The organism is Streptomyces sp. NBC_01508 (genome assembly GCF_045040315.1).
GTDB lineage: Bacteria > Actinomycetota > Actinomycetes > Streptomycetales > Streptomycetaceae > Streptomyces.
In genome coordinates, this window is sequence record NZ_CP109419.1 from 2,909,381 (window position 1) to 2,934,316 (window position 24,936).

The 24,936-nt window shown below is 68.8% G+C and carries 33 protein-coding genes and 1 pseudogene; 18 read left to right on the forward strand and 16 right to left on the reverse strand.

Annotated elements, in window-relative coordinates:
- Window positions 1-206: 206 nt before the first annotated feature.
- Window positions 207-1,391, reverse strand: a complete 1,185-nt coding sequence (locus OG700_RS13135) for a helix-turn-helix domain-containing protein (protein ID WP_405613072.1) — start codon at window positions 1,389-1,391, stop codon at window positions 207-209.
- A 304-nt stretch (window positions 1,392-1,695) separates the two neighbouring features.
- On the opposite strand from OG700_RS13135, the gene OG700_RS13140 reads away from it, so the two are divergent.
- The 5 genes from OG700_RS13140 (at window position 1,696) to OG700_RS13160 (ending at window position 5,283) form a co-directional block, all read left to right on the forward strand.
- Window positions 1,696-2,019 (forward strand): hypothetical protein, encoded by a 324-nt coding sequence (locus OG700_RS13140; protein ID WP_405613074.1) that lies wholly within the window; start codon window positions 1,696-1,698, stop codon window positions 2,017-2,019.
- Window positions 2,009-2,158: a hypothetical protein gene (locus OG700_RS13145; protein WP_405613076.1), complete on the forward strand. Its 150-nt coding sequence runs from the start codon at window positions 2,009-2,011 to the stop codon at window positions 2,156-2,158. The genes OG700_RS13140 and OG700_RS13145 overlap by 11 nt, the downstream gene beginning before the upstream one ends.
- Window positions 2,159-2,894: 736 nt before the next feature.
- The gene (tgmA, locus tag OG700_RS13150; RefSeq protein ID WP_405613078.1) at window positions 2,895-3,164 is read left to right on the forward strand and encodes a putative ATP-grasp-modified RiPP; all 270 of its coding nucleotides are present in this window, start codon (window positions 2,895-2,897) and stop codon (window positions 3,162-3,164) included.
- Between the two features lie 32 nt (window positions 3,165-3,196).
- Window positions 3,197-4,156 carry an ATP-grasp ribosomal peptide maturase gene (tgmB, locus tag OG700_RS13155; protein ID WP_405613080.1) on the forward strand — a complete coding sequence of 320 codons (960 nt, stop codon included), beginning with the start codon at window positions 3,197-3,199 and terminating at the stop codon, window positions 4,154-4,156.
- On the forward strand, window positions 4,153-5,283 hold the full coding sequence (locus OG700_RS13160) for a methyltransferase domain-containing protein (RefSeq protein WP_405613082.1): 1,131 nt from the start codon (window positions 4,153-4,155) through the stop codon (window positions 5,281-5,283). The genes tgmB and OG700_RS13160 overlap by 4 nt, the downstream gene beginning before the upstream one ends.
- Window positions 5,284-5,393: 110 nt before the next feature.
- Here the strand turns inward: OG700_RS13160 and OG700_RS13165 are convergent, their stop codons facing one another.
- The 4 genes from OG700_RS13165 to OG700_RS13180 form a co-directional block, all read right to left on the reverse strand.
- Window positions 5,394-6,260, reverse strand: a complete 867-nt coding sequence (locus OG700_RS13165; RefSeq protein WP_405613084.1) for an ABC transporter permease — start codon at window positions 6,258-6,260, stop codon at window positions 5,394-5,396.
- A complete protein-coding gene (locus OG700_RS13170) occupies window positions 6,257-7,324 on the reverse strand; it encodes an ATP-binding cassette domain-containing protein (protein WP_405613086.1) in 1,068 nt (355 codons plus the stop codon). Before OG700_RS13170 ends, OG700_RS13165 begins: the two co-directional genes overlap by 4 nt.
- A gap of 163 nt (window positions 7,325-7,487) precedes the next feature.
- The gene (ilvA, locus tag OG700_RS13175) at window positions 7,488-8,651 is read right to left on the reverse strand and encodes a threonine ammonia-lyase (RefSeq protein WP_405621664.1); all 1,164 of its coding nucleotides are present in this window, start codon (window positions 8,649-8,651) and stop codon (window positions 7,488-7,490) included.
- Between the two features lie 441 nt (window positions 8,652-9,092).
- Window positions 9,093-9,221, reverse strand: a complete 129-nt coding sequence (locus OG700_RS13180; protein ID WP_405613088.1) for a hypothetical protein — start codon at window positions 9,219-9,221, stop codon at window positions 9,093-9,095.
- Window positions 9,222-9,224: 3 nt separating this feature from the next.
- Here OG700_RS13180 and OG700_RS13185 point away from each other — a divergent pair, with 3 nt between their 5' ends.
- From OG700_RS13185 to OG700_RS13195, 3 genes are read left to right on the forward strand one after another with little or no spacing between them, the layout of a single operon-like run.
- Entirely contained in the window at window positions 9,225-9,710 is a 486-nt protein-coding gene (locus OG700_RS13185) for a MarR family winged helix-turn-helix transcriptional regulator (protein WP_405613090.1), read from the forward strand.
- 30 nt (window positions 9,711-9,740) lie between these two features.
- Entirely contained in the window at window positions 9,741-10,253 is a 513-nt protein-coding gene (locus OG700_RS13190) for a sigma factor-like helix-turn-helix DNA-binding protein (protein WP_405613092.1), read from the forward strand.
- Window positions 10,250-10,501 carry a hypothetical protein gene (locus OG700_RS13195; RefSeq protein WP_405613094.1) on the forward strand — a complete coding sequence of 84 codons (252 nt, stop codon included), beginning with the start codon at window positions 10,250-10,252 and terminating at the stop codon, window positions 10,499-10,501. Before OG700_RS13190 ends, OG700_RS13195 begins: the two co-directional genes overlap by 4 nt.
- A 22-nt stretch (window positions 10,502-10,523) precedes the next feature.
- Here OG700_RS13195 and OG700_RS13200 read toward each other — a convergent pair whose 3' ends face one another.
- The gene (locus OG700_RS13200; protein WP_405613096.1) at window positions 10,524-11,669 is read right to left on the reverse strand and encodes a cystathionine gamma-synthase; all 1,146 of its coding nucleotides are present in this window, start codon (window positions 11,667-11,669) and stop codon (window positions 10,524-10,526) included.
- Between the two features lie 66 nt (window positions 11,670-11,735).
- Here OG700_RS13200 and OG700_RS13205 point away from each other — a divergent pair, with 66 nt between their 5' ends.
- Complete coding sequence (locus tag OG700_RS13205) at window positions 11,736-12,839, forward strand: hypothetical protein (protein ID WP_405613098.1); 1,104 nt, start codon at window positions 11,736-11,738, stop codon at window positions 12,837-12,839.
- 13 nt (window positions 12,840-12,852) lie between these two features.
- Here the strand turns inward: OG700_RS13205 and OG700_RS13210 are convergent, their stop codons facing one another.
- On the reverse strand, window positions 12,853-13,194 hold the full coding sequence (locus OG700_RS13210) for a hypothetical protein (RefSeq protein WP_405613100.1): 342 nt from the start codon (window positions 13,192-13,194) through the stop codon (window positions 12,853-12,855).
- A gap of 147 nt (window positions 13,195-13,341) precedes the next feature.
- Between OG700_RS13210 and OG700_RS13215 the strand changes: the two genes are divergently transcribed.
- The 4 genes and pseudogenes from OG700_RS13215 to OG700_RS13230 all read left to right on the forward strand — a co-directional run bounded on the left by OG700_RS13215 (window position 13,342) and on the right by OG700_RS13230 (window position 14,481).
- Complete coding sequence (locus tag OG700_RS13215) at window positions 13,342-13,560, forward strand: helix-turn-helix domain-containing protein (protein ID WP_405613102.1); 219 nt, start codon at window positions 13,342-13,344, stop codon at window positions 13,558-13,560.
- 102 nt (window positions 13,561-13,662) lie between these two features.
- Window positions 13,663-13,899 (forward strand): annotated as a pseudogene (locus OG700_RS13220) (Scr1 family TA system antitoxin-like transcriptional regulator); the annotation flags it as partial.
- Window positions 13,871-14,227 (forward strand): DUF5753 domain-containing protein, encoded by a 357-nt coding sequence (locus OG700_RS13225; RefSeq protein ID WP_405613104.1) that lies wholly within the window; start codon window positions 13,871-13,873, stop codon window positions 14,225-14,227. The pseudogene OG700_RS13220 and the gene OG700_RS13225, both read left to right, overlap by 29 nt.
- 23 nt (window positions 14,228-14,250) lie before the next feature.
- Window positions 14,251-14,481, forward strand: a complete 231-nt coding sequence (locus OG700_RS13230; protein WP_405613106.1) for a DUF397 domain-containing protein — start codon at window positions 14,251-14,253, stop codon at window positions 14,479-14,481.
- A 242-nt stretch (window positions 14,482-14,723) separates the two neighbouring features.
- Here the strand turns inward: OG700_RS13230 and OG700_RS13235 are convergent, their stop codons facing one another.
- On the reverse strand, window positions 14,724-15,410 hold the full coding sequence (locus tag OG700_RS13235) for a hypothetical protein (RefSeq protein WP_405613108.1): 687 nt from the start codon (window positions 15,408-15,410) through the stop codon (window positions 14,724-14,726).
- A 266-nt stretch (window positions 15,411-15,676) separates the two neighbouring features.
- On the opposite strand from OG700_RS13235, the gene OG700_RS13240 reads away from it, so the two are divergent.
- Both OG700_RS13240 and OG700_RS13245 read left to right on the forward strand, forming a co-directional pair.
- Complete coding sequence (locus OG700_RS13240; protein ID WP_405621666.1) at window positions 15,677-16,036, forward strand: DUF5753 domain-containing protein; 360 nt, start codon at window positions 15,677-15,679, stop codon at window positions 16,034-16,036.
- Window positions 16,029-16,295, forward strand: coding sequence for a DUF397 domain-containing protein (locus OG700_RS13245; protein WP_405613110.1), 267 nt, complete (start codon window positions 16,029-16,031; stop codon window positions 16,293-16,295). The genes OG700_RS13240 and OG700_RS13245 overlap by 8 nt, the downstream gene beginning before the upstream one ends.
- A 40-nt stretch (window positions 16,296-16,335) precedes the next feature.
- Here OG700_RS13245 and OG700_RS13250 read toward each other — a convergent pair whose 3' ends face one another.
- The 6 genes from OG700_RS13250 to OG700_RS13275 form a co-directional block, all read right to left on the reverse strand.
- Window positions 16,336-16,779 (reverse strand): hypothetical protein, encoded by a 444-nt coding sequence (locus tag OG700_RS13250; RefSeq protein WP_405613112.1) that lies wholly within the window; start codon window positions 16,777-16,779, stop codon window positions 16,336-16,338.
- 83 nt (window positions 16,780-16,862) lie between these two features.
- Window positions 16,863-17,000 carry a DUF397 domain-containing protein gene (locus tag OG700_RS13255; protein ID WP_405613114.1) on the reverse strand — a complete coding sequence of 46 codons (138 nt, stop codon included), beginning with the start codon at window positions 16,998-17,000 and terminating at the stop codon, window positions 16,863-16,865.
- Between the two features lie 85 nt (window positions 17,001-17,085).
- On the reverse strand, window positions 17,086-17,337 hold the full coding sequence (locus tag OG700_RS13260) for a hypothetical protein (protein ID WP_405613116.1): 252 nt from the start codon (window positions 17,335-17,337) through the stop codon (window positions 17,086-17,088).
- 74 nt (window positions 17,338-17,411) lie between these two features.
- Window positions 17,412-18,242: a helix-turn-helix domain-containing protein gene (locus OG700_RS13265; RefSeq protein ID WP_405613118.1), complete on the reverse strand. Its 831-nt coding sequence runs from the start codon at window positions 18,240-18,242 to the stop codon at window positions 17,412-17,414.
- The gene (locus OG700_RS13270) at window positions 18,239-18,763 is read right to left on the reverse strand and encodes a DUF6879 family protein (RefSeq protein WP_405613120.1); all 525 of its coding nucleotides are present in this window, start codon (window positions 18,761-18,763) and stop codon (window positions 18,239-18,241) included. Before OG700_RS13270 ends, OG700_RS13265 begins: the two co-directional genes overlap by 4 nt.
- Window positions 18,747-18,938, reverse strand: coding sequence for a hypothetical protein (locus OG700_RS13275; protein ID WP_405613122.1), 192 nt, complete (start codon window positions 18,936-18,938; stop codon window positions 18,747-18,749). The genes OG700_RS13270 and OG700_RS13275 overlap by 17 nt, the downstream gene beginning before the upstream one ends.
- A gap of 283 nt (window positions 18,939-19,221) precedes the next feature.
- Here OG700_RS13275 and OG700_RS13280 point away from each other — a divergent pair, with 283 nt between their 5' ends.
- A complete protein-coding gene (locus tag OG700_RS13280; protein WP_405613125.1) occupies window positions 19,222-20,316 on the forward strand; it encodes a hypothetical protein in 1,095 nt (364 codons plus the stop codon).
- Between the two features lie 45 nt (window positions 20,317-20,361).
- Here the strand turns inward: OG700_RS13280 and OG700_RS13285 are convergent, their stop codons facing one another.
- On the reverse strand, window positions 20,362-20,787 hold the full coding sequence (locus OG700_RS13285) for a hypothetical protein (RefSeq protein ID WP_405613127.1): 426 nt from the start codon (window positions 20,785-20,787) through the stop codon (window positions 20,362-20,364).
- A 149-nt stretch (window positions 20,788-20,936) separates the two neighbouring features.
- On the opposite strand from OG700_RS13285, the gene OG700_RS13290 reads away from it, so the two are divergent.
- Window positions 20,937-21,668 carry a phosphotransferase gene (locus OG700_RS13290; protein WP_405613129.1) on the forward strand — a complete coding sequence of 244 codons (732 nt, stop codon included), beginning with the start codon at window positions 20,937-20,939 and terminating at the stop codon, window positions 21,666-21,668.
- A 229-nt stretch (window positions 21,669-21,897) separates the two neighbouring features.
- Entirely contained in the window at window positions 21,898-23,526 is a 1,629-nt protein-coding gene (gene abc-f, locus OG700_RS13295; RefSeq protein WP_405613131.1) for a ribosomal protection-like ABC-F family protein, read from the forward strand.
- Window positions 23,527-23,563: 37 nt separating this feature from the next.
- Here abc-f and OG700_RS13300 read toward each other — a convergent pair whose 3' ends face one another.
- Window positions 23,564-24,604 (reverse strand): GNAT family N-acetyltransferase, encoded by a 1,041-nt coding sequence (locus tag OG700_RS13300; protein WP_405613133.1) that lies wholly within the window; start codon window positions 24,602-24,604, stop codon window positions 23,564-23,566.
- Window positions 24,605-24,936: the final 332 nt, after the last annotated feature.

A 24,936-nucleotide genomic window follows, 5' to 3' on the forward strand; every position in this document is an offset into this window, starting at 1 on the left:
GGCGGTCGACTTCCGTTCCGACAAGGAGCGCACCGCGGCCTACACCAAGGCCACGAAGAAGCAGACCAAGAAGCAGACGAAGCTGATGAAACAGCAAGCGAAGCTCGCCAAAAGGCTGGCTGGCCGACTCGGCAAGACCAAGACCCCCGGCCTCGCGGCTGGGGGGTCTTCTGTCGTTCCAGTGGCGCCCGTTGAGAGCGACGAGCTCAGTCGGTCAGCCCAACTCGCTTGGCCATCGCCATCAAGTCCGGCCGCGTCCTCTGATGCATCACGAAGAGAACCCTGAGCACTTCTCGGCTCATGGGGTGCACCTCCGTCATCTCCGGCGCCACCTTGAAGGCTGTCTTCAGAGACTCTTCGGAGCCGGCCACATCTCCAACGGCCAGTCGTGCCCTCGCTACGTCGATGTGAAGTCGGCCGATGCGGTTTGGTTTCAATCCCACTGGCGGCTTGCTCAGGAGGGGCGTCGCCATGTTCACCGCCCGATCTGGCTGATCCAACTCGATGTGGGCAGCGAGCTCGTACAGCGCGGTGTTTCCTGCCCCGAAGGTCAGGTTGTGCAAGAGCACATCGCCGGCCTGGGGGAGCTTGGCAGCAAGATCGCGAGCCCGAACCAGGTGGGCCTCCGTGGCGGCAGCGTCCTTGTGCCGAGAGGCGAGAACCACCCCCCGCAGGTGGAGTGAACCAAGGACGACCGCGCGGGCGGAGGTGCTGCTGTCGAGACGTTCGTACTGGACGATGGCGCGGTCCACGATGGTGAGCCCGTCATCGTAGTGGCCGGCCGACTGGTAGGTGCCGGCCTCGTTCCACGCCGCCGCGGCCTCCGCGTCCGGATTCCACGTCTGGTGCGCCGCCCATTGCTGCCGCGAAACGATCACGTCCGCAAGGTCGGGCTCCCCGAGCCGGTGAGCAACGGCGTAGGCACATCCGTAGAGGTCGGCGACCTGCCCCCAGGCGACAGCGTCGCCACCAGCGGCGAAGGCTGTCGCCGTTGCCTGGCCAAGCAACTTCGGCAGGACGTCGAGCAATCCGAGGTACTGAGCCTCCGCCCGAAGATGTGCCGCGTTCTTCAGGTCGCTGGCCAGCGCCTCGGGGTCTGGCACGTCTTCCTTCGGGAGTGTGTGCCGACGCACCGCCGTTCGCAGCGCATCAAGGCGCTCGGCCTCCGTGCGGGGGCGGTCGCGGAAAGGCTGACCGTAGATGCGGGCCGTGGTAACACCCAAGGCTTTCCCGCAGGCTGCTGCGACAGGCGGCGTGACCGGCCTGAGACCGGTCTCGATCTTGCTGAGGTAGGAAACGCTCAGCAACGAGGCTCGACCGAGCTGAGCCTGCGACATCTCCCGCGCCTTGCGAAGTACGGCGATGTTCTCGCCAGCGCTTGTGCTCTCCATGCACCTCACCTTCCCACGTCAAGGGGTCCGTTCCCCCAACTGCGCTCTCCGGCACTTCCGTTGTGCAAGTTCTGTGTGAACCGATCTTGGTCCTGCGCAGTTCACTTGTTACAGAGGGCGATCGGGCGAGTAACCGGAGTGAACCCAGCGATCGTCTTGAACTACAACTCCAAGCAAGGAGTTCAGCGCGAGCATCGAGTCGCAGGCGAAAACACAGGCCGAGACGTACGAGCCCAAGGCCACCAGCGGCGCTGGAAGTGCAGCCATCGGCGAGCCCTCCAGCCCCAAGGCTTACGCGATCGACGTGGGGACGATCCGCGATACCGTGTCAGCCGCCCGAGAGATGCCCGTCTCGCGGGATGCCCGCCCTCGAATTGCCTCCACCACGGCAGCACTTGTCGGGATGCTCGAACTCCTGCTTGGCGAAGATCTCAACTTTGATCTCGACGCAGCCGTTCGGGGCATGTACCAGACCGCGTACCGACTGCTTCGTGTCGACCGCCGGCCGACGAGCGACGACCCCACTGTCGTGGCGTGGCAGTACATGCGGGATGTGGCGGAACTGACGTCCCAATTCGTCGAGACCTACGCCGACCAGCAGGGTGGGGCTGAGTTCCATGGCCAGTGAGCCGAAGGCTCCGCCGCTCCCCGTTCGCGACCCCCGAAGTTCGCTGTCGAAGCTGGCCGAGTCGCGAAGGCTGTATCTCGTGCCGTCGGGCCTTCCGCCGGTCGAGCCGGAGCCCCCGGCGGAGGAGGAGGGCACGTGAACCAGAAGGCACAGCAGGTGGCCTACATGGTGAGTGTGCTGGCTCTCGGCAGTGCGTTGGTTCTTGCGATCTGGCAGGGAGGCTGACCCGAATGATGCCGAATGGCCTGACGGTCTACCCGGCGGATGGTCGCCCCGTCCCCTCCCGCCCCGACGATGGCAGGGAGTGGATTCTGGGCGCATGTTGGCTGTGGTGCCGTCGCGTTGGCCTTCCGGTGATCTGGATCGGCCCGGTTGTGTCCGGTGGAGCCCACGCTCCGCTGTTCGCCTGCTCCTGGTGCCTTGACGAACTCGACCGCATGGTCTGGCAGTACGTCACGGCCAAAGACGCCAACCTCGACTCCCGTCTCCCTGGGTAGAAGGCCCGTCCGCGCGCCCCGCGCTGTGGTCAAGCCCCAGAGGAGGCGGGTTCAGCGCCCGGCCCGGCTGATGCCATCCCCCGAAGAAGGACAGGTCCAGCCGGGCCGGGTTTACCCGCGATGGAAGGAGATCAGTTGGTCCGTTTCAAGCGCAACGTAGGCGTCGGAGGAGCGAGTGACGGCATGACCACTCGCAAGTCCAAGACTCAGGGTGTCCAGCCCAGTGCGACCGGCAACCGCGCAGAGCGCCGAGCCGCCGAGAAGGCCGCAAAGAAAAAGAACGGGAACAAGTAGTCCCGGCGGCTCGAAGCAATGACTGCTGGCTCCGCCCGGACGCCGGCCAGACGAAGCAGATCTCACGAGACGAAGGAGTACCAGATGACCACCAGTCAGGTCATGGACCACACGTTCGCCGAACCGGCCGCGGGGGCGGTTCGCCCTTTCGGGCTGACCAAGGCGGTGCCGGTTCGTCCGAGCGCCGGGGTGTGGCCCGCGCTGCGCCTCTGCCAGGAGAGGCAGATCAGCGTGACGGTGGACGGTGGGGAGCCGTTCATTCACGCCCCGTCGATGGCCTCCAGCCTCGAAACGGTGGCTCAGACCACGGAGGACAGCCAGCTCGACGAGGAGAAGGCCAACGACACCGACTGACAAACCGGCTGACTGAGCGAAGGATTTGACCGATGACTGTCCTGGTTCTTACTGGCCCCAAAGACGCGACTGCTGATCTCGTCATCGCGGAACTCACCGGTCGAGGTGTATCCGTACACCGACTTGATCCCGGAGACTTCCCCGAGAACCTGAAGTTGGCAGCACGCATCGGCCCCCGCCGGGCCAACTGGGACGGGGGGTTACGGGGCTCGCACCGGGACTTGGACTTCGGTCGCGTTCGTTCCGTCTACTACCGGCGTCCGTCGGAACACCGCTTCCACCCCGACCTGTCGGGCGACGATGTGCAATGGGCAGCCGCCGAGGCCCGTGCCGGCCTCGGCGGCTTGCTGGCGACACTGGAATGCGCCTGGCTGAATCATCCGAGGCGCAACGCCGTCGCGGGTGTCAAGCCTGTTGCCCTGGCAACGGCCGCTCGGTGCGGCTTGAGCATTCCCGAGACGCGGATCACCAACCACCCGGACGAGGCCCGCGCCTTCGTCGGGAATCTGCCTGGCCGGGTGGCCGCGTACAAAGCCCTCGGCACTCAGGGCGCCAGCGGCATCGGCGGCGACCCGTACGCCTTGTGGACGACCAGGGTGAGTGCCGCAGAGATCACGGACGCTGTCTGCTTCACCGCTCACCAGTTCCAGGAGTGGATACCGAAGGCGTACGAGGTTCGCCTGACCGTCGTAGCCGGTCGGATGTTCGCGGCGAAGATCCATACCTCGTCGAAGGCCGCACGCATCGATATCCGTACGGACTACGCCAGCCACACCTACGAGCTCTGCGAGGTGCCCTGTGGCATCGCGTCCGGCGTTCGCAAGTTGCTGAACACATTCGGCCTCCATTACGCCGCCATGGACTTCCTCGTTGACCAGAGCGGGGAGTGGCACTTGATCGACCTGAATCCGAATGGCCAGTGGGCGTTCGTCCCGGAGCTTCGTACCCCCATCACCCAAGCACTTGCTGACCTACTGGAAGGCGCCCCATGAGCACCGCCACCCCGTCCGCCTACGAGCTGCGCCGCCTGATGACGGACCAGCTCACCGCCGCCGGGTCGTTGCATTCCGAGCGCTGGATCGCCGCCTTCTCCAGCGTCCCGCGGCACCTCTTCGTGCCCAAGTTCACCGTGCGGACCGAGGGGAGCCTGCACGCGTACGACCAGGCTGATCCGATGTGGCCCACTGCGGCTTACCGGGACACCTCGCTGCTTACGCAGTTCGACGCGACTGGTGTCGCCACCAGCTCCTCCACGCGCCCCTCCCTCATGGCCCGAATGCTCGAAGCCCTGGACGTGGTGGACGGCAACAAGGTCTTGGAGATCGGCGTGGGCACCGGATACAACGCCGCGCTACTGGCCCACCGCCTGGGTGACGACCGCGTTGTGTCGCTCGATGTCGACCCCGACCTCGTGAGCCTGGCGCGGGACAGGCTCGGCAGGTCCGACCACATGCCCACGGTGATTGTCGGAGATGGCTTGGACGGCTGCGACGAGCACGCCCCGTACGACCGCCTGCTGGCCACCTGCGGTGTCGGCCGCATCCCCGACGCATGGCGGGAACAGGTCCGCCCCGGCGGTGTCATCGTCGCCAACGTCGGCTACGGCATCGCACGCCTGACCATCGACTGCGATCACCGCGCAGAGGGCCGGTTCCTCCCCGAACTGGCGGCCTTCATGGCGGCCCGGCCGGACACGGGCACCCTCGGCGCCACGCCCCAGCAACTCACCGACCTGACCACGACATACGCCGGCTACGAGCGGGAGATCTCCCTCCCGATCGGCCTCGGGGCCGAGATCGCTCAGTTCCTTCCGTCCCTCGCGCACCCAACTGTCAAGACGATCATCCTCAAGAACGACAAGGGCCAGGAGATCCGCTGTCTCTGGGAGCCGAACACATCGTCCTGGGCGCGCGTCACTCCACTCGACGTTCGGACGGCAAAGCTCGAACATGACGGCCCGCGGGACCTCTGGGCCGAGCTGGAACCCCTTCTCACCCACTGGGTGGGTGCCGGCCGCCCCAGCGTCGACCGCTACGGCCTGAGCGTCGACACGGACGGGGCGCACACCCTCTGGCTCGACGAGCCCGCGAACGAAGTGGGATCACTCCAAACACCTTGATGGCCAACTGGCCCGAGAGATCAAGGCCGGGCCGCGCCGGGCTGATGCTCCTCACTCGCAAGCCCCCTCGAATTCGCCCATTGAGAGGGGGCTTGCTCGCGGAGGCGTGGTCAACCGGCCGCGCGACGGTACTTACGTACCGACAGGGTGCGGAAGATGATGACGATCAATGCGGAGTAGATGAGCGTCGCCCATACCGAGTGCTGCATGGGCCAAGCGCTGGACTGGGACACGCCGGGATCGCCGAACAACGTGCGAGCCGCCTGCACCGCCGCGCTGAAGGGGTTCCAGTCGGCGACGTGTCGCAGCCAGGGGGTCATCTGGCTGGAGTCCACGAACGCGTTCGAGACGAATGTGACCGGGAACAGCCAGATGATCCCGCCCGAGGTCGCCGCCTCCGGGGTGCGTACGGAGAGACCGATCAGCGCCCCGATCCAGGTGAAGGCGTATCCCAGCAGGAGCAGCAGGCCGAAGGCGGCCAGGATCTTCCCCGCGTTGGTCGGCTCCGCCGTGCCGGGACGCCAGCCCACGATCAGCCCGACGATCGCCAGGACGAACAGAGTGATGGCCGTCTGTACGAGGTCGGCCACCGTACGGCCGGTGAGAACGGCACCGCGGGCCATGGGGAGCGAGCGGAACCGGTCGACGAGGCCCTTCTGCATGTCGTCGGCGATACCGGCGGCCGATCCGGCGGTGGCGAAGGTGACGGTCTGCGCGAAGATGCCCGCCATCAGGAAGTTCTTGTAGACGTCAGCGCTGGTGCTGTTGCCGACTCGGATCGAGCCACCGAAGACGTACGTGAAGAGGACCACGAACATCACCGGCTGGATGATCCCGAAAAGGACCACCTCGGGAATCCTCGTCATCCGGATCAGATTGCGCTTGGCGACCACGAGCGAGTCGCGTACGGACTGGACGATGCCGCCGCGCGGGCGTGGGGCGAGGGCCTTGGGCGCGGCCTCGGTTACGGCGCTCACTTGGCGCTCTCCTTCGGGTCCGTGGTCGTGCTCGCCGCCCCGCCGGCCGGCGCGCTCCGTGACGTGCTCGCTGTCGCGCCCGGCTCCTTGGCCGGTGCCGGTCCGTCGCCGTTCTCCTGGACCTCCTCGGCCGCGTGGCCGGTGAGCGAGATGAAGACGTCGTCGAGGGTGGGGCGGCGCAGCCCGATGTCGTCGATCTCGACACCCCGGGCGTCGAGTTCCCTGATGATCTCGGCGAGCAGTTTCGCTCCACCGGTGACCGGGACGGTGAGTTTGCGGGTGTGCTGGGCGACCATCACATCGCCCTTGCCGAAGCCGGCCAGTACGTCGTGGGTGGGGGTGATCTGGTCGCGTTCGTGGACGACGACCTCGACGCGCTCGCCGCCCGTGCGGGCCTTGAGTTCGTCGGCGGTGCCGCGTGCGATGACCTTGCCGTGGTCGATGACGCAGATGTCGTGGGCGAGGTGGTCGGCCTCTTCGAGGTACTGCGTGGTGAGCAGCAGCGTCGTACCGCCCGCGACCAACTCCTCGATGATTCCCCACAGTTGCTGGCGGTTGCGCGGGTCGAGGCCGGTCGTCGGTTCGTCCATGAACATCACCGGCGGGGAGACGACGAGCGCCGCGGCGAGGTCGAGGCGACGGCGCATGCCGCCGGAGTAGGTCTTGGCGGTGCGGTCGGCGGCGTCGGTGAGGTTGAAGCGCTCCAGCAGTTCGGCGGCCCTGGCCTTCGCGGCGCGGGCGCTCTGCTGGTAGAGCTGGCCGACCATCTGCAGGTTCTCGCGGCCGGTCAGATACTCGTCGACGGCGGCGAACTGGCCGGAGAGGCCGATGTTCCCGCGCACCTCGTTGGGGTGCTTGAGCACATCGATGCCCGCGACGACGGCCTTGCCGCTGTCGGGCTGGAGCAGGGTCGTCAACACCCGGACCGCGGTGGTCTTGCCCGCGCCGTTGGGGCCGAGCAGGCCCAGGACCGTGCCTTCGGGGACGTCGAGGTCGACGCCGTCCAGTGCTCGTACGTCGCCGAACGTCTTGACCAGGCCTTCGGCGTAGATGGCGCCTGGCATAGGGGTACTCCCAGAGTTGTGTACATGCGTACAAATGGTGCGATCCGTGCTGCGGGAAAGCCTAAGGCGACGGAAGCAGACCCTGACGTTAACGCGATACATCGCGATAGGCAAGACACTTACGTAAGCCCTACGTAAAGGTGACCAGGTGGTGGTCGGCGGCTCAGCCCAGGATCGTGTAACCCGCCTCGCGCAGCGCCGCCTCCACGTCCGCGCAGTGCTCCGGACCCTTGGTCTCCAGACGCAGTTCCACGTCCGCCTCCGTCAGCCCGAGCCGCGGATCGGTCCGTACGTGACTCACGTCCAGCACGTTCGCGTCCGCCACCGACAGCACCCCGAGCAGCGTCGCGAGCGCCCCCGGCCGGTCGGTGATCCGCAGCCGCAGCCCCAGATAGCGCCCGGCCGCCGCCATTCCGTGGCGCAGGATCCGCTGCATCAGCAAGGGGTCCACGTTGCCGCCCGACAGCACGGCGACCACCGGCCCCCGGAACGCCCGGGGGGTGCTCAGCAGCGCGGCCACCGGGCTCGCCCCGGCCGGCTCCACCACCAGCTTCGCCCGCTCCAGGCAGAGCAGCAGCGCGCTGGACAGCTCGTCCTCGGACACCGTACGCACCTCGTCGACCAGGTCCCGGACCATCGGGAACGTGATCTCGCCCGGCCGGCCCACCTTGATGCCGTCCGCCATCGTCTGCTGCTCGTCGATCGACATCGGCCGCCCGGCCCGCAGCGAGGGCGGATACGCGGCGGCGCCCTCCGCCTGTACGCCGATCACCGTCACGTCCGGCCGCACCGCCTTCACCGCCAGCGCGATGCCCGCGGCGAGGCCGCCGCCGCCGAGACCGACGAGGATCGTCCGTACCTCGGGGCACTGTTCCAGGATCTCCAGGCCCACCGTGCCCTGTCCGGCGATGATGTCCGGGTGGTCGAAGGGGTGGATGAAGACCGCGCCGGTCTCCGCCGCGTACTCCCGCGCGGCGGCCAGGGACTCGTCCACGACCTGACCGTGCAGCCGGACCTCGGCGCCGTACTCGCGGGTCGCGGCGACCTTGGGCAGCGGCGCCGCGACCGGCATGAACACGGTGGAGCGCACACCGAGCAGGGTCGACGCGAGCGCGACGCCCTGCGCGTGGTTGCCCGCGCTGGCGGCGACGACACCGGCCGCGCGCTCCTCGGGGGAGAGGCCGGCGATACGCACGTACGCGCCGCGCAGCTTGAACGACCCGGTGCGCTGAAGGTTCTCGCACTTGAGGTGGACCGGGGCGCCGACCAGGTGCGTCAGATGCCGGCTGCCCTCCATCGCGGTCATCCGCGCCACCCCGGCGAGCATCTTCCGTGCCCCGCGGATGTCGTCGAGGATCAGCGCGGGCGCGGAGCCGCGCGGAGAAGCGGAAGGCGATGATCCGGTGGGACGAGACGTACCGAAGGTCATGACCGTCAGTCTCGCAGCTCATCGACGGGTCGGCCGCTCGGAACCGGGTCCTGTCCTGTGGATCAGACTGGATCGGGGAGCGCCCGCCGCGCGGCGGCCGATGTCGCGGTGGTGCCGCGAGCCCAGCAAGATCCACAAGACAGGACCCGGGGGCGTCCACAGGTTTACGCGGGGCTGGTACGGACAAGGGCGGGGCCGCGTACTCTGTCCCCCACCAACCGACCACCGCACGAGAGAGCCCCAGCCATGCCCCCTACTCAGGACATGACTTCCGCTGTGTCGGCCTCCCCGGGCTCCGGCTCCGAACCCTCCGGTTCCGACCCCTCCGGCTCCGCACCTTTAGAGTCCGCACCGGCACCTTCCGTCGGTACCGAATCCGTCGTCACGGCTGACGACGCCGCACTTCTTGAAGCCCCACTCGCCGAAGCCCCACTCCTCGAAGCCCCACTCCTCGACGCACTTCAGCACCAGGTGGCCGTCTTCGCCCGACGGGCCGAACAGACCCGCCTCGGCGGCGTCGGCCAGGTGCGCAACTCCATGGACCGCGCCGCCTACCTGCTGCTCAACCGGCTTGATCTGGAAGGCCCGATGGGCGTCAAGGCGCTGGCGGCCGGGATGGGCATCGACTCCTCCACCGTCACCCGCCAGGTCGCGCCGCTCGTCGACACCGGCCTGGTCAAACGCACGTCCCACCCGGAGGACGGCCGCGCCGTCGTCCTGGAACTCTCGGTGCGCGGGCTGAACCGCCTCGAAGAGGTCCGCTCCTCGCGCCGCGAGCTGATGTCGCAGGTCACGGACGGCTGGACGGAGGAGGAACGGGACTCGTTCTGCACGCTCCTCACCCGGTTCAACACCGCCCTGTCGGCACGGCAGTCGGGCCCCGCGTCCGCCGAACCGGCCGCGCACCGGGCGGCCCCGGTCGCCGAACCGTCCGGCATGGAGCCGCCGGCCTCTTGACCCGGGCCCGGCTCTGTCCTCATATGAGGTGTGCGAGAACGACGGCAGTCGGGTACGGATCGCCGTCGCGCCCGGGAGTTCGAGGCGTTCGTCGCGGGCGCGGCAGGCCGACTGCTGCATGCCGCCACGCTGTTGACGGGTGAGCCCGCCGACGCCAAGCCACGCGCCGAACAACTGCTGACGGCCGCCCTGGCCCGTACGTACGCGGACTGGGACCGGCTGCGCGGCGAAGACCCGTACGACCGCGCCCGCCAGGAAATCGTCACCCGCTACGCACGCGGCGCCTGGCGGCACCACCCCCGCACCGGCGAGGGCCTGCTGGGCCGGCTCGGCCCGCAGGAGCGGCTGATCCTGGTGCTGCGGCTGTACGAGGGGGTCGCCGAGGAGCGGACGGCGGCGCTGGTCGGACTGCCGGTCGACCGGGTGCGCGCGATCTGCGCGCGGGCGGTCGCCGCGATGCGCCGGCCCGCACCGGCCCGGCGGCCCGCGCCGCCCTGGCCGCTGTCGCTGCTGGCCCTGCTCTCCCGGCAGACCGCGCGATGAGCGGCCACAGCCGTAAGGAGGACGAGGTCCGCCGGATGCTCGACCTGCCGCATCCGCCGGTCCCCGTCGACCTGACGGCCCGCGCGACCGCCCTCGGCACCCGCGTCCTGAACCGCAGGCGCGCCGGGCGCCTGCTGTTCTGGCTGCTCGTCGTGGTGGCCGTGCTCGCGTTCACGGTGTGGGCGTGGGCCGTTGAGCCGTGGTCGGTCCCGCCGTCCGACAAGACGCCACCGCTGGAAGGCTGGTGACGGCCCGCCGGGCCAACTCCCTTCAGGCGAGGGCCTGCTGAAGGTCCGTCAGCAGGTCGTCACCGGACTCGATGCCGACGGACAGCCTGATCAGGTCGTCCGGCACCTCCAGCGGGGAGCCCGCCGCCGAGGCGTGCGTCATCCGTCCCGGATGCTCGATCAGCGACTCGACACCGCCGAGGGACTCCCCCAGCGTGAAGACCTTCGCCCGGCCGCAGACCGAGATCGCCTCCTGCTCACCGCCGGTGACCTGGAAGGACACCATGCCGCCGAAGGACTTCATCTGCTTGGCGGCGATCTCGTGCCCGGGGTGCTCGGGCAGGCCCGGGTAGTACACCTTCGAGACCTTCGGGTGCCGGGCCAGCATCTCGGCGACGCGCGTCGCGTTCTCGCTGTGCCGGTCCATCCGGACGGCTAGGGTCTTCACGCCGCGCAGCACCAGCCACGCGTCGAACGGACCGGCGATCGCGCCCATCGCGTTCTGGTGGTAGGCGAGTTCGTCGGCGAGCGTGTCGTCGGCGGTGACCAGCGCGCCGCCGACGACGTCCGAGTGACCGCCCATGTACTTGGTCGTCGAGTGCACGACGACGTCGGCGCCCAGGGCGAGCGGCTGCTGGAGGTAGGGGCTCGCGAAGGTGTTGTCCACGACGAGCTTCGCGCCCGCGGTGCGGGCGACCTCGGCGAGGGCCACGATGTCGCTGATGCCGAGCAGCGGGTTCGACGGGGTCTCGACCCAGATCGCCTTCGTACGGGGCCGCAGAGCCGCCCGTACCGCCGCCGGGTCCGAGGTGTCGGCCACCGACCACTCCACGCCCCAGCGCGAGACGACCTTCGCGAAGAGCCGGAAGGTGCCGCCGTACGCGTCGTTGGGGATCACCACATGATCGCCCGGCGACAGCAGCGTACGGAGCAGGCAGTCCTCGGCGGCGAGACCGGACGCGAACGCGAGCCCGCGCCGGCCACCCTCCAGGGCCGCCAGATTCACCTCCAGCGCGGAACGCGTGGGGTTGGCGCTGCGGCTGTACTCGTAGCCGCCGCGCAGTCCGCCCACGCCGTCCTGCTTGTACGTGGACACCTGATAGATGGGGGGGACGACCGCGCCGGTGAGGGAATCAGGAGTGTTCCCCGCGTGGATGGCGATCGTCTCGAAGCTGTGCTGGTCGCTCATGAGGCCCGAGGGTAGCCGGATCGGACCCGGCTCAGAGAGCTGTCGGCGTCCGGGACAATGGAACGCATGGAGATTCTCTGGTTCCTGATCGCGATGGGCATGGTCGCGGCCGTCGTCGGCCCGTTCGCGCGGCGCCGCCGCGGTGGCATCCGCCAGGTCGAGCCCGGCTCGCCCGACGCCGCCGACCCGGACGCGTACGCGTTCGTACGCCAGGAGGAGCTGGACATCCGGCTCCCGGGACCGGACCAGGACCTGCTCGACGTACTCGACGTCGTCCAGCGCACCCAGGACTGGCGGGCGGCGGCACAGCTCCTCGCCGGGACGGCCAAGGAGGGCGAGGTGCGCTGGCAGCGCGTCCAGGCCTTCGCGGGCGCGGCGTCGCTGGAACTCCAGCAGAAGCCCGGCGTGGGCGGCGCGTGGCTGCGGGCGTGGCGCGCCCAGTCGCCGAAGGACGCGGGCGGCGCGCAGGTGCACGCGGAGTTCCTGGTGCAGCAGGCGTGGCGCTCGTCGGCGGTGGGCACGGACGATTTCCGGATCATCCTGGAGGAGGCCCGCTCGGTCTGCGGCGACGCGGCACTGCTGGCACCGGGCGACCCCGTGCCGTACATCGTCGAGCTGGCGGTGGCCCGCGGCCTCGGCTATCCGCACGAGCGGTTCGACCAGCTGTGGGCGAAGGTCATCGACCGCGCGCCGGACCATATGGGCGCGCATCTCGCGGCGCTGCACTACTGGTGCGAGAAGTGGCACGGCTCACGCGCGGAGGCGGACCGTTTCGCGACGGCCTCGGCGGCGCGCGCCCCGAAGGGCTCACTGCTGGCCGCGCTGCCGCTGTTCGCGGTGTACGAGCACCTGCCGGAGATCGCGCTGGTACGGGACTTCTACCGCAGCGCGGTGGTGTCGAAGGCGATGGAGGGCGCACTCTTCGCGGTCCACGCGGCCCGCCCCGACGACCCGATGCTCGCCCACGTACGACACCTGCTGATCGTCTTCCTGGTGCGGGCCGAGCGCTGGTCGGAGGCGATGCACCAGATCGTCCGGGTGGACGGCCACGTAGGCGCGACGCCGTGGACACACAACGAGGACCCGGCGCAGATGTACGCGCTGTACCGGGCACTGGCGGTGGCGGGCTACGAGGCGAACGGGGGCAACCCGGCGACGCTGCCCAGGTAGGGGTTGTCCGTCCTCAATCGCCGGACGGCTGCTTCACCCACACGAGCCGCGCACTGAGGTCCGCCCGCCCCCGGCCGAACCTCCGCACGGCCCGGTCCGGCGAACACACCCGCATCCGGATGCCGCCGCCCGCGCTCACGATCTCGGCGCACCCGTCGAACGCCAGCCCCCAGGCGGCGACCCACGCGTCGGCCTCGTCGCTCGCGCCGTCCGCGGGCTCGTAGGACTGGACTACGGCGAACAGCCGGGGTGCGGTGTCGTACACCAACTCATCGGCGAGAGTGTCCAGTTCGGCCTTGGTGAGCGGTGGTACGAGGGTTACGGCCGAGGGGCGTGCGGCGTTGTCGACTGACATCATGGCCTCCCACTGAACGTGACGGTGACGCTTCAATACGTGACATCACGCGGGAATGGGTGATGCGGAAATAGTGGGTCTTCCATTTTTCCCTCGAACGGGTCACCAGAGGCAGCGCGCGACGAAGACGGCAGGAAGGCATCAGACATGACGCAGAGCCAGGCCAACGGGTCATCTGTGGTGCGTCGTTGGCAGCTCGCCGACTCACTGAAAGGTCTGCGTGAACGAGCCGGGCTCACCCAGGAGCAGGCAGTCGGCGAACTCAAGAAGGGTGCGGGCCGCTGGTCCGCCGCGAAGCTCTCGCGCATCGAGACCCGCGTGCACCGCGTCAAGCCTCGGGAGGCCGAGCAGCTTCTGGACGCGTAGGGCGTCACCGATACCGAACTGCGCACCAATCTCGTTCAGCTGTCCGCCACCGCCTCGGAACAAGGGTGGTGGGCAGGCTTCGGCAGCGAGCTGCCCGATGCCGTGAAGCCGCCCCTCAGCATCGAGGGAGGTTTGGTCGCCCTTCGGGACTTCCAACCACAGCTTCTGCACGGGTTGTTGCAGACTCCCGATTACGCCCGTGCGGTCATGAACGCTGTGTCGCCGGGAACGTACTCGCCAGAGGAGCTGGAGCGCAGGGTCTCCGCTCGGATGATTCGTCAGCACGTGCTGCGTCAAGGGGCGCCGCCACGTGCGCACTTCATCATCGACCAGGCTGTGCTGGACCGCGTCATCGGGAACCCCGGCAGTCATGCGCGGTCAGTTGCGGAAGCTGCTCGATACGGCGGACAACCCGAATGTGGCTCTCCAGATCCTCCCCCGCGACTCGGGCGGAAGCCCGGGCCTGGAAGGTCCGTTCGCGGTCCTGACCTTGCCGGACCCCATCCCTGACATCGGCTACACCGAAGGTCCGGCGGGTATGGTCTACATCGAGGATCGAGACCATGTTCGGGTGTGGACACTTCGGTTCGGGATTCTCACCGAGCTGGCCCTCTCATGTGCCGATTCCATGAGAGTGATCGCCGAAGCGATGAAGTCGTACGAGTGAGACGGGGCGAGAGGAGTGACCGGATGTCACAGGCAGACGCGCCGACGTACGCGAAGTGGCTTAAGAGCAGCTTCTCCGGAGGCAGCAACGGCGGAGGCGGCAACCGCGTCGAGGCCGCCGCGCTTCCGGACGGACGTATCGCCGTCCGCAACAGCAAGAGCCCCGAAGCCGGCACCGTGTTCTTCACCCGCGCGGAGATGGCCGCCTGGCTGGCAGGTGTCAAGGCGGGCGAGTTCGACGACCTCGGGGCCTGAGCCGGGGGCCGCTGCCGCTCAATGTGCCGGGCAGACCAGATCAGGTGCCGCGCGGTTGGGGGAGCACGTCACCACGGACACGCTCAGGAAGTGCGGCCTCCGCAGGTAGTACCCCAGGGGACACATTCCCGCCCCGCCCCAGCCGATCGACCGCCCAAGCGACGTGCAGTGCCAGCCGACCGGCGTTCGCGTTCAAGACCTCCCGGTCCGCCTCGACAGGCTCCCGCCGCGGCTCCAACCGATCAAGCGGCGGCGAGACGAGCCGCTCGGTAGGTGATCGGTTCGGTGTCCAGTTCCTTCAGCGCGTCCCAGAACTGTTCGGTCGGCTCGGCACCGGGACTTTCGACCGCCCTCACCAGCCAGCCGTCGCCGAACGCCCGGGAAGCGTATGCGGGCAGGGCCGCGAGTCGAACGCGGACCTCGTCGGTGAGCCCCTTACCGGAGACATAGGTCCACGGCCCGAACTCGTCCGGCAGGCCGGAGCCGGGCCGAAGGCCGATAGACGGGTAGATCTGCCCGTACCCGTCGATGTGCCACGCCGTCAGATGCGCGAGGCTCGGGCCGAGGCCCACCACGAGCTGCGATGTCAGGGCGACAGCCATCTCCCATTCCTGCTGGAGAACGTCCCCCGGCTCGTCCAGGTGGGCCGTCAAGAAGATCGTGCCGCCGCCATCCGGCTCGAAATCTCCGAGACTCACATGAACCCAGGAGTTGAGTGCCGAGTGAGCAGGATGTTTGAGGGCGACCATCCCAGCCTCTCCCTCCCCGTTGAGGAAGCGCGTACTGCGGGCACCTTTCGGCTGAAAGCCCTCGCCGGCGAACTGGCCCAGCGCGGCAACGGCTCTGCGCAGCAGGGTGCTCCTGGTCTCGTCGGACGCCTCCATCCGAAGGACCAGCTCGCTGCCCGCCGCGTACGAATCATCATCCATGGCCACCACCCGTCCCATCCCCCGTCGATGCCCATCATCGCACCCGACTACCGGCAGGAAATGGCCAAACGCTTCACCACCTGCCACCAGATCCCCGGCCTGCCCCGGGCCGCCTGAACGAGGCACACCCCCGGGGCCGATGACGCCCTCCCGAGGGACCTTCCAGATGAACGCGGTCGCACCCGCGCAGCACTCAGCGGAGGAGCGGGAACGCCGAGTGGCCGCACGGATGATCCGGCAACACGTGCTGCGCGGGGAAGTCCCCACTGAACCTGCACTTCGTCATGGACCAGACCGTGTTGGAGCGTGTGATCGGTGAACCGAGTGTCATGCGCGGGCAGTTGCAGAAGCTGCTCGACACTGCAGAATCCCCGAACACCACCCTCCAAGTGCTGCCCTTGAACGCGGGCGGGAGCCCAGGGCTTGAGGGTCCCTTCTCCCTCCTGACGCTGCCGGAGCCGATTCCGGACTTCGGCTACGCCGAAGGCCAGGCGGGGATGTTTTACATCGAGGATCGTGAGCATGTACGAAGGTGCACACTGAGGTTCGGGATCCTCACCGAGCTGGCACTCTCCCGGGCCGACTCCGTGAACCTGATCGCCGAGAGGATGAGCAGCTTTGAGTGAACGGGAAGAGCTGGCAGGTCCCGGCCGCCGTGCGGGGACCGAACGTACCGAGCGTGCCCAATGGCGCAAAAGCTCGTTCTCGGGAGGCGGCGGCGACACAGGGGGCAACTGCGTCGAGGCCGCCGCGCTTCCGGACGGACGTATCGCCGTCCGTAACAGCAAGAGCCCCGAAGCCGGCACCGTGTTCTTCACCCGCACCGAGATGGCTGCCTGGCTGGCAGGTGTCAAGGCGGGCGAGTTCGACGACCTCGGGGCCTGAGCCGGGGGCCGCTGCCGCTCAATGTGCCGGGCAGACCAGATCAGGTGCCGCGCGGTTGGGGGGAGCACGTCACCACGGACACGCTCAGGAAGTACGGCCTCCGCAGGTAGTACCCCAGGGACACGTCCCCGCCCTGCCCCAGCCGATCGACCGCCGAGGCGGTACGCGGGGCCACCTGGGCGGCGTCCTGCTCCGAGGCGAACCGTGGTGCGTACTCGGCGAGTTGACGACCGAGCCAGCCCGCCGCGTCCTTGGGCTCCTCCCACGTTCCCCGGATCAGCTTGGACGGCTTCTTCAGCCACAGGGCCGTTTCGATCGGGGGGACGTCGGTCACGGCGAACTCGGCGACAGCATGCCGGTACCGCTCCAGAACCTCCGGGGGACCCGTCGGCGTGGGCTCTACCAGCGAGGTGGCCGGGCGACGCGTGCTCTCGGTGTCGAAGCGTGCCTTTTCACCGACCCAGAGGTAGCCATGATGGTGCAACGGGGCTCCCGTTCATGAAGTTGGAGACGGCCCCCTACTCCGCCACTGCGGCGGGGTGGGGGCCGTTGGCTTCTCGGGGCGAGTCAGAGCGAGACGTCGAACTCCCCGCGCTTGGCCCCACTCAGGAAGTCGCTCCACTCCTGCGGCGTGAACTGCATGACCGCCTCGGTCTTGGTGTCCCGAAGCGCGACGATGCCGGACAGGTCGCCACCTCCACGCATCCCTCGGTGCACGGTCCGCCACACGCGGCGGCGGTCCGGAATTCGTACTGAGCCATGGTTTTCCTCCCTGGATATGGACCGTTGGTCAAGCTGTCTTGTGCACGAGCGTTGCGCCGGGCGCGAGCACCGTGGAAGGGCTGTCCATCAGCAGTCCGTGCAGGTGAGACCGTGTGCTGCCCATCGCCTCGGTCAAGCGCTCGCGGAGCAGTTCGGCCTCGGACGGCAACAGGATCATTTCTGTGTCCGTGACGTGCCGGCCGTTCTTCGTGAGCCAGACAGGAATCCGGATTTTCTCCTCATGGTCCCTATAGGCGGGCCGGCTTGGGATGGGGTCCATGCGCCACCCTTGGGGGGCAGGCTGTCTTTCGTTCATCGGCATAGACGCATCTTCGGGCCGGGAGGCGGCCATCTCTAGCCGATTTCCTGTTCACGCAAGAAGTCGTCCCTCATACCCGACAACATGGCTCGCATGGCATCACCGGAAAGCGCCCCGGAAGCGAATCGCTCGAACTTGTCGACGTACAGCGCCACATCACGCGGGTCGGTGACGACGAGTTCCGCATGCGTGGTTTCCACCGTGACCATACGGTCGTCGCGGATAACAAATGAATGCCCCGGTACGTCGGACTGGGGAACATCGAGGCATACAATTTGGACGTCTACGTTCGGCAGGCGCGAGGCGGAAATAATCCGGTCCAACTGGCCCGCCAGCATCACTGAAGGAACGAAGCGCCAGCGAAGAACAGATTCTGTGATGATGAATCGAAGGGTCTTCGTGGTGTCATAGAGGACCCGTTGCCGGTCGATTCGTGCGCCGACAGTCCGGGTCAATTGTTCCTCACTGAGCCGTTTTCTTTGAAATACGGCCCTCATGTATTCGGGGGTCTGCAAGAGACCGGGAACCAGTGACGGTTGGAAGAGGCGAAGAAGTGTCATCGACGCTTCCAGGGTTCGAATCTGTTCCTGCTTCCGGTGGTAACCCAGCCGTCGGTACAGTCGCCATGCCGTTGCCTCAGTTGCTTGAGCGCGGGCGGCAGCCATGTACTCGGCTTTGACCTCGGCCGACACTCCAAGGGCTATGAGGATCTGCTCCACATCAACAACACTCGCTGCCACATGTCCGTTTTCGATCTTCGACAGCTTGGGTGTAGACATGGCTGCGCCGCGGGCGACGGCTTTGGCCTCCTTCCCGGATGCCTGCCGCAAGGCCCGCAGCGCCGCGCCAAGTTCTGCCTTGTTCACCCTCCGTGCTTTGCCCACCACTCGGGGAAGGGCTCAGCATGCGCGAGAGCTGTATCCCGATAGCCGATGAACTCTTCTGCACGCTCCTCGGTCAAGAACTCAGGGCCCACGAACGCTCCAGTCTCGTCGTACCGCATGACGACCGGCCCGGTTTCGTCGAACATCCAGAAATCCGGCGCATCTTCCAACGGGTTCGGCTGCTCCGTGGTGTCGAGGATGAAGAACTCTTCCCCGCCCGCCATGTTCGCCATGTACCCCCACCCCAGTTCATAGCGGAGGTAGTCGGTAAGCGGGCGAGAAACGATGTGCACTCGGTACATTCGCTTCCCGGCTTGCGAGGCAGTCCGTACCGTTTCCACCCAACCGGCGTTGTAGTTGGCCGGCTGAGGCTTTCCGGCAAGAAACGCCTCAAGGTTCTTGGCGCTCGAAGGAATGTTGTACTCGGCGAGAACTTCGAGCCGGAAGGCTTCCCGTTCAAATTCCTTGAAGCGCTCTGTCAGGCTGCTAGATGAGCTGATCACGTACTGCCTTCCGGATGAGTTCCATCGGGATCTCGACCAGGGCTTCGTGCGCCGGAATCTTCAACCCGTGGCCCGTCGGTACTCCACCCTGCACGAGCAAGGTGTCTTGGTCCGTCGCGTACAGCGCTGGGCAATCCCCGTGTTCGCAGGCTGTCACAAGCTTCCTTACCCTCACGCAATTCCCCCTGCCAGGATCGGTTGCGGTGTCTCATGCTTCCTGTTTGTGCGAGCACGGCGCAAGAGGTTCGGGTTTCCGTTACTGGAAACCGGAGTAGCCGCGCCGAGGCGGGGCGGGGCGAGGCGAGGCGAGGCCTTCCAAGGCCAGGCCCCGCCCAGTGCCGGTGCCGGTGCCGCCTGACCAAAAGGCGCCATTGCCCCGCTGACCTGGGGTGGTGCATACTCCGCAGATCCCCCACACCACGTCTTCACCTGTTCTCCGTAACCCTGGGGGCCATCCCATGGCACGCGTTCTGCCCTTCGTCCTCTTCGCGTTCGGCATCTGGTTCTGGCTGAAGGCCCGCCGGAGCGTGTCCTCGCTCGTCGGTACGGAAGCGGAGCTGGGGCTGCTGCCCAGGGACCGGCAGAACACGGAGCTGGCCGGGCCGGACGCGCCCCTGGAGCATGCCCTGGCCGAGGTGCGGGCGGGGCGGTGGGAGGTGGCGGCGGGGGTGCTGGGCGCGACGGGGCGGGAGCGGGACTGGGAGCGGCGGGCGCTCTACGCGCGGGTGCTGGGCGAGGCCGCGGCGCGGAAGGACTCCTGGCTGCGGGGCTGGCGCGCGAGCCGCCCCGACGACTCTCCCGACGCGGACGCGGAGCTGGTCCAGGCGTCGGCGACGGTCGCGCGGGCGTGGGTGCTGCGGGGTTCGCCGTACGCCAAGCACACCACCCCCGAGCAGGCGGACCGTTTCCACGAGCTGCTGCCGCAGGCCCGCGCCGACACCGCCCGCGCGGCGGAGCTCGGGCCGGACGACCCGTCGCCGTACATCGTCGAGATCCGTACGGCGCTGGGCGTCGGCTACGGCCCCGAGCAGATGCGCGAGCTGTGGGCGGAGATCACGGCCCGCACCCCGCACCCCACGTCGGCGCCGCTGTACGGGGCGCACGAGGCCGCGATCCAGTTCTGGAGCGCGCGCTGGCACGGCTCGGCGGAGCTGGCCCGCGAGTTCGCCGCGCAGGCCACGGCGGACGCGCCGGTGGGGACGCTGATGACGGCGTTCCCGCTGATCGCCTGGTTCGACCACCACGACTCCACCGCGGCTCCGCGTGACTACACGGACCCGCGTCTGACGGCCCTGGTCGACGCGGCCCTGGCGGACACGGAGGCCGCGCCCCCGGGCCACCCCCGCCTGCCGGAGGCGCGGCACCTGCTGGCGTACTTCCTGACGCGGCAGGGCAGGCACGAGGAGGCCCTGGACCAGTTCCGGCTGGTCGACGGCTATGTGAACGCGCTCCCCTGGCGTTCCCGCCGCGATCCGGCGGAGTTCTTCATCGCGACCCGTACGAAGGCGATCCGCGGCTCGGAGGCGCGCGCCCGCATCCGCAAGGGTGTCTGAACCGGCGGCCCTACGGCCTACGGTCAGTCCTCAGTCCTCAGCCCCTCAGTCCTCGAAGGGCACGAACCTGGCAAGCGCGGTCCAGTCGAGGGGACGCACGATCGTGGCCAGGTGGGAGAAGGGATCCTGCGCGGTCGTCTGAAACCACATCACCGAGAGCGCCGTATGCCCGAACTCCGTCACGCCCTCGGGCGTCCACCGTGATGTCAGCCGAGCACGAACCACCTCTCGCGGCAGCCACTCCTCGGCCCGCCCCTCCACGTCGGCCCGGAGCTTGTCGAGGTCGTGCACATACAGATGCGGCGTCTGCGCCATCGCCTTCTCGATGCCCATCAGACGAAAGCGACGGTGCAGGTACGGCGTCCCTTCGAGCATGTTCTCTCGGTCGTCCCTCACCGTGAGCTCACAGAGCCCGGCGTTCACCGGTCCCACCTGGTAGCCGCGCAACTCGTCATTCGCCATCCGGATCATGAGCCGGACGGTAGGCGCGTCCGACAAGCGGATACAAACGACTTTCGAACTACCTCCGACGAGCCGACGACCCGACGTCAGGCTCAGGCCCCGGCTCGGGGGCCACGTCCCCTCGTTCCGTGCGGCGGGACCCTGGCATCGTGGGAGGTATGGAAGAGACTCCTCTGCCCGGTGAGTTGTCCGGCGGGTTCATCAATCAGGTCGTACGTGTCGGTGACACCGTGCGGCGCTCACGTCCGGTGTCCGGCCAACGTGCAGCGTTCACCAGGGAGTTGCTGAGGCTGTTCGAGGAGCGGGGCTGGGGCGGGGCGCCCCGGTACCGGGGTGTGGACGAGCAGGGGCGCGAGGTACTGGAGTACGTCGAGGGGCAGGTGGCCCTGCCGGTGTCGGACGCGCGGCTGGCGCGGGTCGCGGGGCTCGTACGGGAGTTCCACGACCTGACGGCCGGATCGCCGCTCGCCGACGGGCGCGAAGTCGTGTGCCACAACGACCTGTCGCCCGGGAACACGGTCTGTGCCGACGATGCCGACGGGCTGCCCGTGGCCCTGATCGACTGGGACCTGGCCGCCCCCGGCGACCGTATTCACGATGTCGCCCACGTCTGCTGGCAGTATCTGGACCTCGGCCCCCGCGTGCCGGACGTGGCCGACGCGGCCCGCCGGATCACGCTGGTCTGCGACGCCTACGGCCTGGACGACCGCGACGGCATCGTCCGTACGATCCTGTGGTGGCAGGACCGCTGTTGGCGCGGCATCGACGAGTCCGCCGACCAGGGCGATCCGGCCATGGCCGCGCTGCGCGAGCGCGGTGTGGTGGACGACGTGCGGGCCGCGTACACGTGGGTGTCGGCCCACGCCTTCGAGCTGGCCGCGAAGCTGTAGCGGCGCCGGAAGTATTGCCGGGCGCCTTCGGGCGCCCCTCGTTACACTCGACCGCATGGGTTTGTACTCGTACTACTTCTTCCGCTGATTCCGGGCACGGACGCCCTGGCCCAGGTCCCTCCCACGGACCGCCGGCGTCCCCGTCACCTCGCCCGACCGACATCAATCAGCCCCGCCGCGCGCCGAAGCGTACGCATCTTCGCGGGCATGTCACTTTCAGGGAAGAACCATGCGCGAACGCGCCCAATTGTCGATGAAAGACGTCTCCAAGTCGTACGGCGACCGGACCGTCCTCGATCAGGTGTCACTCTCCGTACGGCCCGGTGAGCGGGCCGGTGTCATCGGGGAGAACGGCTCCGGCAAGTCCACCCTGCTGCGGCTGCTGGCCGGGGCCGAGCGGCCGGACGGCGGTGAGGTCACCGTCCTGTTCCCCGGCGGGGTCGGGTATCTCACCCAGACCCTCGGGCTCGACCCGCACCGCTCCGTCCAGGCCGCCGTCGACGCGGCCCTCGCGGATCTGCGGGAGCTGGAACGCCGGATCCGGGCCGCCGAAGCCGCACTCGCCGGCGCCACGGAGCCGTCCGATGCCGAACTGACCGCGTACGGCGATCTGTTGACCGCCTACGAGGACCGCGACGGCTACGCGGCGGACGCCCGCGTCGACGCCGCCCTGCACGGACTCGGGCTCGCCCACATCGGCCGGGAGCGCCCGCTCGGGTCGCTCTCCGGTGGCGAGCAGTCCCGCGTGGCGCTGGCCTGCGTCCTGGCGTCGGCGCCCGAACTGCTGCTGCTCGACGAGCCGACCAACCATCTCGATCTGCGGGCCCTGACCTATCTGGAGGACCAACTCAGGGCGCACCGGGGCACGGTGGTCGCCGTCACCCACGACCGGGCGTTCCTGGAGCGCGTCGCGACGACGATCCTGGAGGTCGACCGGGACACCCGCGCCGTGACGCGGTACGGCGACGGCTGGACCGGCTACCGCAGGGCCAGGGCCGCCGCGCGGCAGCGCTGGGAGCAGGACCACCAGGAGTACGTGGCGGATCTGGCCCGCACGAAGGAGCAGGTCGCCGCCGCCGGGCAGCGGCTCGCGGCCACCGGGAAGGATCCGGGTCAGGGCTTCGGCAAGCACCGCCGTTCGCACGAGGCGAAGCTGTCCGGGCAGGTCAGGGCGGCGCGGGTACGGCTGGAGCGGCTGGAGCGGGATCCGGTGCCCGCGCCGCCGGAACCGCTCATGTTCACGGGCGACCCGGCCACCACCGGAGCCATCGGTGTGCGGGCCGAGCTGTCCGGCGTCGTGGTCGGGGACCGGCTGCGGGTGGACGCGCTCCAGGTGCAGGCGGGGGCGCGGCTGCTGGTCGACGGGCCCAACGGCGCGGGCAAGACCACGCTGCTGCGGGTGCTGGCCGGGGATCTCCCGCCGGACGCGGGGACCGCCCACCGTACAGGCCATGTCGGCTATCTGGCCCAGGAGTTGGCCACCGCGACAGCACACTCCCGGCTCTCCCTGCTGGGCGCGTTCGCGGCGGGTCGCCGGGGGCTGCCCGAGGAGCACACCGACGAGCTGCTGGCTCTCGGGCTGTTCCGCGAGGAGGATCTGAGCGTGCCCGTGGCCGGGCTCTCGGTGGGCCAGCGGCGCCGGCTCGAACTGGCCCGGCTGCTGACGGTCCCGGCCGATCTGCTGATCCTGGACGAGCCGACGAACCATGTGGCGCTGAGCCTGGTGGCGGACCTGGAGCGGGCGCTCGCCTCCTACGGAGGCGCCGTGGTCGTGGTCTCGCACGACCGGCGGTTCCGGAGCGGATTCGCGGGCGAGCGGCTGGAGTTGCGGGCGGGGAGGGTGGTGGCCGGCAGCTGACACGGGCCACGCCCAGCGCTCAACGCCCGCCGGGTACTTACAACTTGGCCTGGAAGATCCCGGCGGGCCGCTCCCGCCGGTAGCCGAGCGCCGCGTTCACGGCCAGCATCGGCGCGTTGTCGTCGGCGACGCTGGTGCTGATCTCCCGTACTCCGGGATGGCGTTCGGTAAGGGTGCTCAGCAGACGGCGTTTGACCGCCCGGCCGAGTCCGCGCCCGCGGTGCTCCGGGACGACCACCGTGTCGTACTGGAGCGCCCGGGTGTGCGACGGGTCGCGCAGGACGAGTTCGGTGTACGCGGCGACACTCCCGACGCCCGTACCCGCACCGCCCGTACCGCCCGCACTGTCCGCCGCGCCCGTACCCGTACCGTCCGCCTCCGCCAGCACCACCGAGGTGAGGATGATGCCGCCCCGGTCGTCGATGAGCCGGGCCGCGCCCCGTACCCGCTCCGCGTCCCAGCTCGGCGTCTGCTCGTCCACGCCGCCGCTGGGGGCGTCCCGCATCACGTCGTGTGCCCGCGCGAACTCGTCGGCCAGCGCGTCCGGTACGACACCCTCCCAGTCCGCGAAGCGGTAGCCGTCGGGCAGTCGCGGCTGCGGCAATTCGGCGTGCGCCTCCCGGACCCGCTGCACGTACCAGGCCAGCGGCAGCACCTTGCTGAAGCCGAGCCCGTCGACGAACGCCTCACCGGCGCCGCCCAGTTCGAGCATGGTGGACACCGAACTGCGCCCGTCGGCGGTCAGTTCGGCCCGTATCGCACCCCACAACTGCCCGCCCACGCCCCGCCGTCTGGCCTCAGGACGCACGACGAGGGCGTCGAGGAAGGCGGTGTGCCGGTTGCTCTCCTCGGTGAACAGCAGCAGCGTCGCGACACCGTCGTACGATCCGTCGGGCGCGGCCCACACCAGGTGGAGCATCCGCCCGTTGGGCGACTCCACGCGCAGCTTCCCGGCGGTCTCGGTGCGGCCCGGTTCCGGGACGGACGCGGGCACGTCCTGGAGATGGGCAGCCGCGATCACGTCATGCCAGGCGTCTGTCTCCGCCTCCGACGGCGGGGTTCCCAGAGTCATCAGCATGATCCGAACCTACGCTCACTACCCGTCCCGCGCCCACGAGTTGTGCGGGCTTCCCGGCCAGTGAGACCGGCTTCCCCCGCCCCGGGTTGCTCAGGAGTCCACGGAACTCCGATCGCGGGGACCCGCGGACGGGATCGCCGCTAGGGCGTGTTGCGAAAGTAGCGCCGTCCGCCCGAAGGGCGGGGCCGACGGCGTCTGGTGCGTGCGATCGCAAGGCGGAGGATCGTTCTCGTACTGGACGTACTTGGATGATTCCGACAACGCGGCGAGTGCGCGTGCCAGGCGTCGTCGGCCAGGCGGGACTTTCGAAACACGCCCTAGGGCATGGGGGC